This window comes from Streptococcus mitis (genome assembly GCF_047464945.1).
GTDB lineage: Bacteria > Bacillota > Bacilli > Lactobacillales > Streptococcaceae > Streptococcus > Streptococcus mitis_EA.
Map to the genome: position 1 here is coordinate 1 of NZ_JASHAX010000015.1, position 14739 is coordinate 14739.

Annotated in this window: 2 protein-coding genes; both read right to left on the reverse strand. The window is 43.1% G+C overall.

What is annotated here, in order from left to right; genetic code table 11:
- A partial coding sequence (locus QM424_RS09670; RefSeq protein WP_414394520.1) for an accessory Sec-dependent serine-rich glycoprotein adhesin occupies positions 1-9929 on the reverse strand: 9929 nt, incomplete at its 3' end.
- A gap of 1303 nt (positions 9930-11232) precedes the next feature.
- The coding region (locus QM424_RS09675; RefSeq protein WP_414394522.1) for an LPXTG cell wall anchor domain-containing protein at positions 11233-14739 on the reverse strand (3507 nt) is incomplete at its 5' end.

Below are 14739 nucleotides of genomic sequence, written 5' to 3' on the forward strand. Positions count from 1 at the left end.
GCTGACTCAGAAGCGCTTGTGCTTGCTGACTCTGATGCACTTGTTGACGCTGATTCAGAGGCCGATGTGCTTGCTGAAGCTGACGCACTTGTTGAAGCTGACTCAGATGCCGATGTGCTTGCTGAGGCTGACGCACTTGTTGACGCTGATTCAGACGCTGAGGTGCTTGCTGATTGGCTCGCACTTGTTGACGCTGACTCAGAAGCGCTTGTGCTTGCTGATTCTGACGCACTTGTTGATGCTGATTCAGAAGCGCTTGTGCTTGCTGATTCTGACGCACTTGTTGATGCTGATTCAGATGCGCTTGTGCTTGCTGATTGGCTTGCACTTGTTGACGCTGACTCAGATGCACTTGTGCTTGCTGATGCTGACGCACTTGTTGATGCTGACTCAGATGCGCTTGTGCTTGCTGATTGGCTTGCACTTGTTGACGCTGATTCAGATGCCGATGTGCTTGCTGATGCTGACGCACTTGTTGATGCTGACTCAGACGCGCTTGTGCTTGCTGATTGGCTTGCACTTGTTGACGCTGACTCAGATGCACTTGTGCTTGCTGATGCTGACGCACTTGTTGACGCTGATTCTGATGCACTTGTGCTTGCTGATGCTGACGCACTTGTTGACGCTGACTCAGATGCACTTGTGCTTGCTGATGCTGACGCACTTGTTGATGCTGATTCTGATGCACTTGTGCTTGCTGATTGGCTTGCACTTGTTGAGGCCGACTGACTAGCTGACGTGCTTGCTGATTGGCTTGCACTTGTTGAGGCCGACTGGCTAGCTGAGGTGCTTGCTGATTGGCTTGCACTTGTCGATGCGGACTGACTAGCACTTGTGCTTGCTGATTGGCTTGCACTTGTTGAGGCCGACTGGCTAGCTGAGGTGCTTGCTGATTGGCTTGCACTTGTTGAGGCTGACTGACTTGCTGACGTGCTTGCTGATTGACTCGCACTTGTCGATGCGGACTGACTAGCTGAGGTGCTTGCTGATTGGCTCGCACTTGTTGAGGCCGACTGGCTAGCTGACGTGCTTGCTGATTGGCTTGCGCTTGTTGATGCTGACTGACTTGCTGAGGTGCTTGCTGATTGGCTCGCACTTGTCGACGCTGACTGACTTGCTGAGGTGCTTGCTGATTGACTTGCACTTGTCGATGCTGACTGACTAGCTGATGTGCTTGCTGATTGGCTCGCACTTGTCGATGCTGACTGGCTAGCACTTGTGCTTGCTGATTGGCTCGCACTTGTCGATGCTGACTGACTTGCTGAGGTGCTTGCTGATTGGCTCGCACTTGTCGACGCTGACTGACTAGCTGATGTGCTTGCTGATTGGCTTGCACTTGTCGATGCTGACTGGCTAGCTGAGGTGCTTGCTGATTGACTTGCACTTGTTCTTGCCGACTCAGACGCACTTGTTGACGCTGATTGACTTGCGCTTGTTCTTGCCGATTCAGACGCACTTGTTGATGCTGACTCTGATGCACTTGTACTTGCTGACTCAGATGCTTTTTGAGACTTGTAATCTGAATCATCTAATGTTGGCGTAACTGGATCAACAGTATCATCATCGTAAGTAACAGTTACCAATCCACGTTCATTAACAGAGATTGATTTAATTTGTTTACCAGCATTTAGTTTTTCAATCTCTGCGCGAATTTTTTCTCTATCTTCCGCTGTTGGATTCGTTTTGTTTGTTACCTTAATACTTGCTGGTACTGCTGGTTCATACTTCTCGTTTAGAGGAGCTTGTTGGATTCCATATTCGGCAGCAGTCGTATTGTCCGACAAGTCACGAACCCGTGCAAATTGTGTCCACTTATTATCTGCACTATATGTCTGAGTAGGATTATAAGTTCCTTCTTCTGTCAATTGACGTGTGTCTGGTTGAGCTACTGAAGCATTCGTAACTGTATTAGTCGTTTGTTTCGCAAGACCATCTTTTGCAAATGGACTTGGAATGAGATTTTTCGTTACATATTCTTCTTTTTCGTTAGTAGCGTTATTCCAAGCTTCAATATTTTTAACCTTACCACTGTTATCAGTAGTTGTTACAGTAACACGGAATTTATCTCCAGCGTAGATTTTGCTCTTACCATCTGTCGTCTTAGGAGCTTCTACCCATTTATTTTCAGACTTATCAAATACTTCAACCTTAACAGTAACATTCGGCGCTTCAGTTTCCTTAGTAATTGTTTTAGTTGTTGTTCCTGATTCGAAATTCTCTGTTGTGTTATTTGCAGGATTTAAAACGTCTTTATTTTGTTTAACTGTTACGTCTCCTGTTGGAAGCAAACCGTTATTAGCATTGTAAGCTTCTGCAAGGTCTGTTGGCGTGAAGGTCAGGCTTGTATCGTTAGGTCCAGCTACCTTAGTAAATGTTTTAGTACCAATTGTTTTATTAGAAATTGTCAAGGTTACTGTCGCACCTGGTGCTACGTCCGTCACAGTGATTCCTTTTTCTGGAAGACCACCTGTATTCGTTACTTGATCATCTGCGATTTGTGGTGTTGGTAGGTTGACTTTGATAGTTACTGGAACTGTTCGACTGTTTCTAGGCTTATCACCTTCTGTAGTGCTTTTCGGTAGAGTAACTCTGACATTTCGTGTATAGTAACCCGGAGCAGCAACGATGTTATCCGCATCTAGGGCTGTTGTCCCCTCCCATGCAAAATCGACACCATCTGGCATTGGAACAGTCTGAGTAGTCGTCGTACCAGAAGCAGCTGTAGCAGAGTTAGCCTCCGTACTTGAAACAGCTGTAGCAGTGCCATCAACAGGATTCGTAGTAAGAACGATATCTGTATTCTTAATGGCATTACCTGGAGTGTTAATAATATCTGCTAGTGGACCTGTAGCCCCAACCGTTGTTTCATAAACTTTCTTAGCTACTGGATCCACTACTGAGTAGTCAAAGTTTACAGTACTTGTTAAGGCAGGATCACCATTTGATGCATTACCAAAACGTCCTCTAGAATAGTTCGCAACTGCGGTATAGGTCGTATTGTGAGCTAGAGGTTGATTATCCGCATCACTTACCTTAGTTGTGTGCCATACGTTACTAAAGGTAGTATTAACCTTCTCAGTTTGAATAGCATTTTCATCGTTATTTAGCTTGTATTTAAAGGTCAAGCTCGATAATGAGTAGCTACCTGGGTCAGTCGAGTCATTAAGTTTATTATCATTTACATATAAGTTAGAGAATCCACCAATGTTATTGGCATAGCCACCACCTGTAACCGAATCCGTTCCTCTATCTGCTTTAAAGGCGTAGAATTTACCAGTTTTACCATCCCGTGTAAATGTTTCAAGCTTTTTGAGAACTGTATAGTTGTATTCGATATGAGGGGTAACTGTACCGTCTGGATGCTCAACCTTCAAGTAAGCTGTACGATTTCCAATCTCATTAAAGGTAGGAGCTGTTTCCCAAGTAACTTTTGTACCTTCTGGTAAATCTTTTCCACCGATACCACGAACAAAAGTAAGAAGATCCAAATCGTTTACATTTTCATCTTTTACAGCATAGAATCTATCCGAAACTTTTTCCACACCATACTTAACGTTTGGACGAACGAGATTACTTGTTCCATCCAAGTAGGTGATTGTGACTGATCCGTCATCATTTTGAGTGTATGAAGCGATTTGCTTGTCTGTTTGTGGATTTGATGCTTTGATTGCTGCAAGTACTTTCGCTTTTTCTTCTGCTGTCAAGTTGTTTACATCTGCAACTTCAAACTTAGTTTCTGGATCCACACCTCTATGTTTCTCTGACAACTTACCTTGTTTCAGACGGAAGCGGCTACCCTCAGAACGGTTTCCTACTGTATCTTCTGCGACAATAGCACGAGTATCGTGTTGACCGTCACTATACTGAAGATTTGCATCCACTGTACCAGTTTGTGTAACTGTTGCTGGTGATGTTGCAGTAGCTGGTGTAACTGTTGTGATATTATTGTCAGCAGCAGTTCCCCAAGTACTATGTAGAACGTTATTTGTAGCTCCAGCTGTGTTTGAACCTTGTCTTACGACGGTATTTGCAATCTTACCACTGTTATCTGTGAACTTAGTTGTAAAGCGAAGTTCATCACCTGCATAGAAAGTATGCGTTGTAAGACCATTTGCATCAGTTGTTTTAGGAACTGGAGCCCAACTACCATCCTTTTGTTTAACTTCTACAACTGTATCTTGAGCGACTGGAGCTTCCGTTTCACGAGTAATCGATCCAGTTGCTGTTGCAGAGGTCAAGACTTTATTTGCATTATTATCGCTAGGATCTTGGCGAGTTACTTCTTGCTTAACCGTAACATTTCCTGTTGGAAGAAGGCCATTATTTGCGTCATAAGCTGCTTTTAAGTCAGTAGGACCAAAGGTTACACTTGTATCGTTAGGTCCAGCTGTTTTCGTAAATGTCTTATCACCAATAGTAAGAGTTACCGTCGCACCTCCGACAACGTTGTCAATCTGAATAGATTGATTTGGCAAACCACCTTTTTCAGAAATTGTATTTTCTACAATAACTGGTGTTTTTGGATTAACTTTAACAACTACTGGAATTTCAAAGTTTGCTTTATCAGATAATTTATGAATTACCGTACTTGAATCAGGTGGAAGCTCCATATTAACTCTATGGATAGAGAAACCTGGATTCGCAACAGTTGAATCATTTGGTTGTTCACCTTGGTGCCATGTATATTTCGTCGCATCTGGTGCCTCTGTTCGTCCATCTTTAGGAACTACAGCATCTTTTGGAGCTGTTACCATGCTACCAAGACCAGCAAGATCACCTTGAGATGTTTCAAACACTTGCTTAGCACCATAATCATAAACTGAGTAGCGCCATGTTGTTGAACTTTCAAGAGCTGGATTATCAGCAGTTACCGCACCGAAACGTCCGTTTGGATAAATCGCTGTCAGCTTGTAATCCGTCTTATGAGCCATGTTGTCTACATTCCAGACTCTACTAAAGTAATCATTACCTACAGGTGTTGTTAAGTTCTCACCTTCGTTATTGAGACGGTAGTCATATTTCCACTTAACAGGTAGCCCAGCAAAACCTTGGCGATTTACCATGTTTGTATAAACATATGTGTCTCCACCGATCTTATTGAACGTTTTGAAGGAGTGGAAGTTACCTGTTTGACCATTATTAGTCAGAGTTTCTAGTTTTGGATAGACTTGGTAAGTGTAGTTCAAGTCTTTTGTAGAACCATCTGGATAAGTGATCGTGACAGCAGCTGCTTTTCCTGAACCAACTTCACCTGTCGTTGGCGCTGTTTTCCATGTGGCTTTAGCTGTTTCTGGAATAGTACCATTGACGAAGTCTCTCGGTGTTAAGTTAGCTACATCTTCATCTTTAATTGCATAAAAGTTGCCATTATTTTTAGTTGTTACATTATACTTGTCAGCCTGACTTTGAACAGCGATGGTAATTGTCTTAGTTGAAGTATTGCCACGTTTATCTTTGGCAACGATCTTCACTGTAGACGTACCTTTAGTTGTAGGTGTTCCAGTGATTTTACCATTTTCATAGTGCAATCCTGCAGGAAGGCCTGTAATCACAACACCATCTGTATCAGCCAGACCAACACCCTCATCGACAGCTGTCAATGGAATATCCACGTGCTCACCTGATGTTGCTGTCGCATTGTTTGCAGTGATTACTGGAGCAACCGTATCTCCTGCCACCTTACGAGCAGTTGAAGGGTCACTTGAATAACCATCTGACGTACTAGTCGTCGAAGTGATGGTTGTATTTGTAGCAACAGCTGCATCTGTAAAGTTCACCTGACCAGTAGTAGGATTGATCGAAACACCTGCAGGCGTTTCATTCAAGCTCCAGCGACCATTACTTGCTTTTGTGGCTGTCAGCGTTTTCGAAGCATTTGTGCCCTTTTGTGTGTAGGCAATAGTCATCTGATTGACAGTGCTTTCTGATGCTTTTGGAGCTACTGTCGCGTTACCAAAATCGTCCACGTTAATGGCTGGTTTTGTTGGTCTAGCAACCAAGGCAACTTGAATTTCTTTATCAGTCGCAAATACTGTACGTGTTTCACTGCTTGTATCCTTGGTCTCTGCTGGGAATTCTGCAATCGCATTATGGGTCCATTTACCTGGAGCTTGTAATTGTTTGTCATTACTTACATCATAACGATTGGCATCCTTCCACTTGAAGGTCATACCACCTGGGAAGTAAGTATCACTTTGTTCTGTACCAGCTGCAATTCCTGTTGTTGCAATATATTGGTGAGCATCCCCTAGAGTATCCCCGACGTTTTTAAATACTTCCCCATTAGTAGCAGTATTTTTACGAACAACATCAACCACACGGTACTTCATGTAACGAGTTACTTCAGTTGTTCCATCCGATACGATAACTTCAGCTATGTGAGTACCAAGCGCTTGATTATCATTTACTGTTCCATTAATCAGACGTCCAGAATACTGGTTGCTTTCTGTTCTACCAGTTTGCTCTGCAAAGTTTCCTGATGTCACACCACCTGGTAGATTTCTGACCTGCAATTTAGTCAACTTACCTGAGTTATCCCAAGCTTTAACGATTGGGTTAAAGGTAGCGCCACGATAGACTGTAAAGAGCGGTGCATCCGATTCAGTAGGACGAGTTGTAGAAAGAGTTTTTCCTTGAACTGTTACATTCGGTGCAATATTATCACGAGCGTTAAACGGTACTGTAACTCTATCTGTTGAACCATCTGGGTAAGTAACTATAATATCACGTGTATGTTGACCTGCTGTCCAGTTTGTTGGTTCTGTATCAGCCCAAGCATAGGTTGTCTTAGTCCCAGCTGTTGTTCCGTTAGTTGGGAGACTTGAACGGTTGGTGATATAAGTTTCAGGATTATCAAAACGAACACGTCCATTTTCTTGGATATCTACGTTTTGAGTTGTAGTTGTTGGTGTGTACTTCTCAGTTTGTGGACGATATTCAACTGTGATTTTTGCATCGTTATTATCGTTCGTCGTACCATTGTCATTTGTCAAACCAACTCGGTCATAACCTGCTACATAACGAGTCCAAGAACCTGAATTACCTGTATAGGCTTTTCCGACATGACCTGTCAATTTCACAACACTTGGCTGACTGGCTGTTGCACTTCCTTCTTGACCAAGTCTATTTTGATTTGTCGTGAAATTCATCGCTGTTTGTTTTGAACTTTCAACAATATCACTTGTCTCAAACTTGCCACTTGGAGCTGTTGCATTGCCATTATTATCACGGACTTTGATCTTATCTAGTCGTCCAGTGTTATCCGTCAACTTGATATCGACATCAATCTCTTCTTCACGATAAACGAGAATCTTACGAGGATTTGCATCATCTACCTTAGCACCTTTATTGGCTACGATTTTCGTAATTTGTGGTTTTTCTGTATCTGTGAAACGAGATCTTACAGTGTTACTGAAGGCAGACTCAACATAGTTTTTATCTCTTCCATCAGTATCACGATAAGAAGCTTGGTTCTCAATTTTCACCTTAGCATTAAAGCTATCTTGATTTGCCATCTGGACATTGCTAAAGGTAGCAACACCCTGTGCATTGGCAGTCGCTGTAGCAAATTCAGATCCGTTCTTATAAAGAACCACTTTTTTGTTTGGAGTTGCATTTTCTACAGTGATGGTTTGAGATGAAACGTTATCTTGTAGAGTTGTTGTGATTTCTGGAGTTTTTGGTTTTACAACAAACTTAACTGGTGTATCTGCACCAGTATTATCTGGGAATTGTCTGTGGATATTGTATTCAAATACCCCTGGTGTACGACCAACTTGGTTAGCCTCTACTTTGGTATTGGTACCTTTTGTACGATATTCAATGGTTGTACCAGCAGGTCCTTTAGATCCAGCATAGTTTTGAGTTCCTGGGTGAACTAAGTACTGGTTAGGATCCGTATAAGCCTGGTTTGTATCGTTATTTGAGTACCACCATTTCAATCCAGCCTTATTAAACTCAGATGTATTGTATGGAGCTTCAACCTGATTTACGATATAAGTTCCGCTATCACGAGCTACAAAAGGATAGGCTTGGACATTATTTAATTTCAATGGGTTGGTATGGATACCAATCCCTGCCCAAGTTGTACTGTGAGTTCCTTCACCATACATAACCTTCATGTTCTTGAGGTCACCATTGGTTACGTTATCTGGAACTGTTGTTTCAAAACGGGTTACCGCAACACGTCCTTGGTCACCAACGTTAACGTTATTCCAAAGGACGCGTGCTTCGTTGGTCCAAAGAATAGCTGGCTTGATGTTATTTTCCCAAGTCGCTTTACGCCATTTGTCAGAGTTCCCTGTATTGTGATAAGACTGAGCTTTCAAGAGGTTATACTGCTCGTCTTGGCTGTTCAATGATACAAAACCTTTGTCCACAGTGTTATATTGTGCCTTTGATAATGTTCCATTTGTAGCACGTCTCAAACCATTATATTCAGCCGGCATCATATTATCTGATGGATTTTTCGAAATCGGAAGTCCCGTCATATCCGTCTGACGATGACCGGTTGCAGTACTTGTATAAGAAGCATCAGCAATCGTTGTCGGCATATTGACCTGACTAGGGATTTGGATCCAGTGACGAACATTGGTCTGGTTCATGGTCTGACGAGGGTTAGACATGAGCGTCCAGATAATCTTTGTAATCTTACCGTTCTCCGCGTATACAGGTTCTGCCTTCAGATCAACAGAAGTTTCAACACGTTGTTTAACATTCGTGTTTTCACCTGAGGTCAAATACTTGATACTTTCACCATTTGCTAGATTTTCAGTCTGTTCACCAATGGCACCTGAACCAGTTTGTGCATTACGAACACGGAACTGTGTCCCTGGTTTCATCGCTTTACCATTAAGAAAATCACGTTTACCGTTATTAGCACGGAGGACAGCATTGACGATTGAGTTTTGCGCAGATGTAGCTTGCTTGATAACTGCTGTCAAGTCAGCATTTGGAGTTTTCAATGCTTCTTCTATAGCTGTTACAGCTGCATTAACCTTAGCAACCGCTGCTTCTGTATTTGGCAGACCGATAGACTTAGCGAGGTATTCTCCCATAGTCGCTGAGATTTTAGATAGACGTTTGCGGTCTTCTTGAGCCTTCTTGTTGCTCTCAGCAGATACTGTAGTCGCTACGGCAGCTGTTGTCGTTGTATCCACCAAACTTGAAGTCGTTGATGTGATTTGGCTCAAACGAGTTTCAACTGCTTGTAGAGAGGCGAGGCTTTCAGTGATAACTTTTGAAAGAGCCGCATCAGCTGTTGCGTTAGCTGCATCTTCCTTACGAACAGATGTCTCTTTGTTTGAAGCTGTCTCTGATGTTGCTGGTTTTGCAAGTTCAGAAGTTACTCCAGCTTGTGATTGAGAAGCACTTGTTGAGGCTGACTCAGATGCACTTGTACTTGCACTTTCAGAAGCAGATGTACTTGCTGATACAGAAGCACTTGTTGAAGTACTTACTGATTGGCTTTCACTTTCTGAAAGATGCTTACTTGCATTCTTGGAAGCTTCCTCAGACAAGGATTGGCTTTGGCTGACAGAAACTGATAGGCTGTCGGCTTGAGCCCCCTCCTGATCTTTTACTGTTCCCAAAGTTACTGTGTCTGTATTTGCAAGTGTTTGATTTGACTCTACTGTCTTTTCAAGAGCGTCGTTGGCATAAACAGTTGTTTGTGTTGCAACTGCTCCTCCAAGTACCGTCCCTGCTGCGGCTATCCCCTTCAGGATATCCAATCCTGTTAGTGTATTTGCTGATTGCTCTTCAATTACTTCAGTTGTTACCTGAGCAGCATCTACACCACCACGCAAGACTTTAAAGAGGCCAAATTGAGAGGTCGAGGCACGCAACCAATGCTTACCCGACTTGATCAACTTGAAACGGGTCACACGATCCGTCTCTCTATATTCACCTTCTTGGCGTCTAAAAAACATTTTTTAGATTCCTTTCCAATTAAATTTATGTGTATTTATCAATAAAATACCAATCTATATTATACACTTTAGATGCAAGTAATTCAATAAGTTTCAAAACATTTTTACCTAAAAAAAAAAAAAGTATTTTATATAGATATTATAGGTGGATATGCTACATTTTATAAATATTAGAAAAATGACAATTTTAAACGTTTTCAAAAGGGAGAAGTCCAAATTTTAAGCGTTTTTATGTTTCTGAATTGCGAAATATTAAATTTTTGTTACAGACTTTCTGAAACCGATTCCTCCATCATTTTATAAAATAGTTTAATTTATAACTAATTTGTTTTGGTTTAATTTTGATATTATATTAATTATATTATATTTTGTATAAGCATTTTCAGACGTCTTTAATATGAATAATACAGCGTTTTCATTTGATAATTATTTATAGAATGTTTCGTTCGTATGATATCTTTATCGCTTATATATAGTAGATTAAAATAAGATACGAACAAATCAAATTAATTTCTAGAAACGTTTTATCAGTTATGGTGTACTATTCTAGTTTCAACAAACTGTATTTATCTCTATTTATCAAACTCTTCGAGAATCTCTTCAAACAAGGTCAGCTTGACTTTGTCGTACTCAAGTAAAGCCTGCCGCTAGCTTCCTAGTTTTCTCTTTGATTTTCATTGAGTATGAAATTCAGTTTTTGACCAACCTCTTTATCTACAACCTCTATACACTTTTTAATTTTTGTTGAGTGTATAAATAAGCTATCCATAACCTGCAAAAAAATCCTTAGCCTATTTTTTAATTAGAGATAAGATATTTACTTTCGACTGTTAATCTTTTGGGATTTCCTATACAACAAACCCGCTTCAAAGACTAAATCCAGGTAAGGTCTCGGATCCAGCTGTCGATTTTATCTACTAATTATCCAATTAATAGGAATGTTTTAGAAGATGCAGTCTAGTCTTTTAACTTCAATCTATTACAAGATCAAAAATCGCATACATTTTCTTTATATATTGGGAACAAGCAAATAATAAAAGTTGTCCAAGTTCAACATATAGTTCCACCAGGAAGCTTCTTGAATAGGATGCTAGCCACAAAAATGAGGTTATTTTACATTAGTATAGTGGTCAGCTGTGATGTACTATTCTAGTTTCATTCTACAACAAAACAAAAAAGTGAACTAAACCGAATTCTGATTTACAGAAAACTAGTTTTGTTCACTTTTTCTTATGGTCGAAACTTCTGTTCCACCCACTTTTCAATCATCTATTCGCAGATGAATCTGCTACAGAAAGATTGTTTACATTTCTTCTTCATCATCACGTTTGCGACGTTTCGCAATCAGACCTAGACCTGTTACAGCAGCCAAAGCACCTAGGAGTACAGATGATTTGGAAGCTTCTGTACCTGTATTTGGCAATTGTTGTCTTGACTTAGCTGTCGATCCCGTACCGTTTCCTACGTGTGAAGTCGAATGATCAACATTTGATCCAACAAGTGAGCTTGACGTTGAAGTACTCTCAGAAGCTACACCTGAAAGTGACGTACTTGTTGAAGTCGACATAGACACTGATGTTGAGACTGACACGCTTAGACTCGTTGACTGCGAAGCACTGTCACTCAAACTAAAGTTCGGTTTATCAGTACTATCCGGAACTGACATACTTGTTGAAGCACTTGTGCTTGCTGATTCTGATGCACTTGTTGATGCCGATTCAGAAGCCGATGTGCTTGCTGACTCTGACGCACTTGTTGATGCTGACTCTGATGCTGATGTGCTTGCTGATTCTGATGCACTTGTTGATGCCGATTCAGAAGCTGATGTGCTTGCTGATTGGCTTGCACTTGTTGATGCTGACTCAGATGCCGATGTGCTTGCTGAGGCTGATGCACTTGTTGATGCTGATTCTGACGCACTTGTTGATGCTGATTCTGACGCACTTGTTGATGCTGACTCAGATGCTGATGTACTTGCTGACTCTGACGCACTTGTTGATGCTGACTCAGATGCTGATGTACTTGCTGACTCTGACGCACTTGTTGATGCTGATTCAGAAGCTGATGTACTTGCTGACTCTGACGCACTTGTTGATGCTGATTCAGAAGCTGATGTACTTGCTGACTCTGACGCACTTGTTGATGCTGATTCAGAAGCGCTTGTGCTTGCTGATTCTGAGGCACTTGTTGATGCTGAGGCTGACGCACTTGTTGACGCTGATTCAGAAGCTGATGTGCTTGCTGATTCTGATGCGCTTGTTGACGCTGATTCAGAAGCTGATGTGCTTGCTGACTCTGAAGCACTTGTTGACGCTGACTCTGACGCGCTTGTGCTTGCTGATTCTGAGGCACTTGTTGATGCTGATTCAGAGGCTGATGTGCTTGCTGATTCTGATGCGCTGGTTGATGCTGATTCAGATGCACTTGTTGATGTTGACTCATATGCGCTTGTTGACGCTGATTCTGACGCACTTGTTGATGCTGACTCAGACGCGCTTGTTGACGCTGATTCTGACGCACTTGTTGATGCCGATTCAGAGGCGCTTGTGCTTGCTGACTCAGATGCTGATGTGCTTGCTGATTCTGATGCGCTTGTGCTTGCTGATTCTGAGGCACTTGTTGACGCTGATTCTGAAGCCGATGTGCTTGCTGACTCTGACGCACTTGTTGATGCTGATTCAGAGGCTGATGTGCTTGCTGACTCTGACGCACTTGTTGATGCTGATTCAGAGGCTGATGTGCTTGCTGACTCTGACGCACTTGTTGACGCTGATTCAGATGCGCTTGTGCTTGCTGACTCTGAAGCACTTGTTGACGCTGATTCAGAGGCGCTTGTTGACGCTGATTCTGAAGCCGATGTGCTTGCTGATTCTGACGCACTTGTTGACGCTGATTCAGAAGCCGATGTACTTGCTGACTCTGACGCGCTTGTTGAAGCTGACTCAGATGCTGATGTGCTTGCTGATTCTGACGCACTTGTTGATGCTGACTCAGATGCGCTTGTTGACGCTGATTCTGACGCACTTGTTGATGCTGACTCAGAGGCTGATGTGCTTGCTGATTCTGAGGCACTTGTTGATGCTGATTCTGAAGCCGATGTGCTTGCTGATTCTGACGCACTTGTTGACGCTGATTCAGAAGCCGATGTACTTGCTGACTCTGACGCGCTTGTTGATGCTGATTCAGAAGCGCTTGTGCTTGCTGACTCAGATGCGCTTGTTGATGCTGATTCTGATGCTGATTCTGATGCTGATGTGCTTGCTGACTCAGATGCGCTTGTTGATGCCGATTCAGATGCGCTTGTGCTTGCTGATTGGCTCGCACTTGTTGATGCTGATTCTGAAGCGCTTGTGCTTGCTGATTCAGAGGCACTTGTTGATGCCGATTCAGAAGCGCTTGTTGATGCTGATTGGCTCGCACTTGTTGACGCTGATTCAGAGGCCGATGTGCTTGCTGACTCAGAGGCACTTGTTGATGCCGATTCAGAAGCTGATGTGCTTGCTGATTGGCTCGCACTTGTTGACGATGATTCAGATGCCGATGTGCTTGCTGACTCTGACGCACTTGTTGATGCTGATTCTGATGCTGATGTGCTTGCTGATTCTGAGGCACTTGTTGACGCTGATTCAGATGCGCTTGTGCTTGCTGAGGCTGACGCACTTGTTGATGCTGATTCAGAGGCGCTTGTTGATGCTGATTCAGAGGCGCTTGTTGACGCTGATTCTGACGCACTTGTTGATGCTGACTCAGAAGCGCTTGTTGATGCTGATTCAGAGGCGCTTGTTGATGCCGATTCAGAAGCTGATGTGCTTGCTGATTCTGATGCACTTGTTGACGATGACTCAGAGGCACTTGTTGATGCTGACTCAGATGCACTTGTTGACGCTGACTCAGAGGCACTTGTTGATGCTGATTCAGAAGCTGATGTGCTTGCTGATTCTGACGCACTTGTTGATGCTGACTCAGAAGCTGATGTACTTGCTGATTCTGACGCACTTGTTGACGCCGACTCAGAGGCACTTGTTGATGCTGATTCAGATGCTGATGTGCTTGCTGAAGCTGACGCACTTGTTGACGCTGATTCAGAAGCTGATGTACTTGCTGACTCTGACGCACTTGTTGACGCTGATTCAGAAGCGCTTGTGCTTGCTGAGGCTGATGCACTTGTTGATGCTGACTCAGAAGCGCTTGTGCTTGCTGATTCTGACGCACTTGTTGATGCTGACTCAGAAGCTGATGTGCTTGCTGATTCTGATGCACTTGTTGATGCTGATTCAGAAGCTGATGTGCTTGCTGATTCTGAGGCACTTGTTGACGCCGATTCAGAAGCTGATGTGCTTGCTGATTGACTCGCACTGGTTGACGCTGATTCAGAAGCTGATGTGCTTGCTGACTGGCTTGCACTTGTTGACGCTGATTCAGAAGCCGATGTGCTTGCTGAAGCTGACGCGCTTGTTGAGGCTGACTCAGACGCTGATGTGCTTGCTGAGGCTGATGCACTTGTTGATGCTGATTCAGAAGCCGAGGTGCTTGCTGATTGACTCGCACTGGTTGACGCTGACTCTGACGCGCTTGTGCTTGCTGACTGGCTTGCACTTGTTGACGCTGATTCAGAAGCGCTTGTGCTTGCTGAGGCTGATGCACTTGTTGATGCTGATTCAGAAGCCGAGGTGCTTGCCGATTCTGACGCACTTGTTGACGCTGATTCAGAAGCGGATGTACTTGCTGATTCAGATGCACTTGTTGACGCTGACTCAGATGCTGAGGTGCTTGCTGAGGCTGATGCACTTGTTGACGCTGACTCAGAAGC